The 1,350-nt window shown below is 47.8% G+C and carries 1 protein-coding gene; it reads left to right on the forward strand.

What is annotated here, in order from left to right:
- The coding region (locus A3762_RS02765) for a cadherin-like domain-containing protein (protein ID WP_156493165.1) at positions 1–1,350 on the forward strand (1,350 nt) is incomplete at both ends.

Raw genomic sequence — 1,350 nt, forward strand, 5'->3', positions numbered from 1 at the left:
GTGGCTAATGGTGATGGTACCTTCACCTTCACGCCTGAAGATGACTTTGCCGGTACTACTCAGCTGCAAGTGATTGTGAGTGACGGTACGGTCGAAACGGCGATGGATATGCCTGTCTACGTGCGTCCTGTCGCTGACGGTGCGGTTATTACTAAGAGTCAAGATGGCCCGATTGTGATGAACGAGGATGAGACCGGCTTCTTGAGCTTGAGTGTCGATTTACTCGATGCCTCGGAATCACTCACAAGCTTGGTGATGACGGGTTACCCATTGGGCTTCACGATTAGTGATGGTGAACATTCGGTGACGATCACCGAAGAAGGACAGCTGATCTTGATTAATGATTGGGATATCTCGAATATCTCGATCGACCCACCTGAAAACTGGCACGGTACCTTCGAAGTAACTTTGACAGCCACTACCGTTGATTATGGTGATGAAAACTCGAATGCCTTGCCTGATAGCAGCGATATTACGGGAGACTTCGATGCCACAGAAGGTCAAGATCTGATCATTACTGAGCTTGATCTTTTAGATATGGCTGAGAACACACAAGTGCAAGATGGCGATGAACCTGGATTTGTACACTTAATTAATAACTCGCAAGGCGAGCTTGTTGATAATGGTGATGGCACATGGACCTTCTCACCAGCGGATGGATTTACCGGCGAAGTGGACTTTGCTTATGTGATCCAACGTGATGGTGAGTTGTTCGATGAACAGAGCAGTATTGGTGTTCAACCTGCTGTACCTGGTGCGGACAATGGGCTCGAAATCGAGGGTATTGCAACGACAGATATCGACAAAGGCAACTCGGTTGAATTTACTGATGCGGATTTACTTGCTCAGATTAACGGTGTCGATGGTAATGACCTGTCAATTACTGGTGTGCAAATTACCGATGGTGTCGGTGTACTTAGACAATCGAGCGATGGCACATATACCTATACGCCAGATCCAGATTTCTCTAGCGAAGCACAGATTAGCTTCGTGGCGAGTGACGATTTAAATAGCGTGACGAGTTTCGTGAATGTGAATGTCATCAACGCTGCGCCAGAAGTTGTTGCTGTAGATCAGGCATCAAATTATACAGTCGCCGAGGATGGATCGATTACATTCACAGAGTCAGAGTTGCTAACTGCTGTGGGTGCGACGGATGCTGATGGCGATACTATGACTGTTGAAGGCTTAGGTGTGCAGCCGGATAGTGGCACGGTGATCAACAATGGTGATGGCTCATGGACAGTATGGCCTGATTCTGACTTTGGCGGTAATATGGAGCTGACCTACATGGTGAACGATGGCACATATAGCACGCCTGCAACAGTGCTTCTTACAGTGACGCCAGAA

It is taken from the genome of Oleiphilus sp. HI0125, assembly GCF_001635355.1.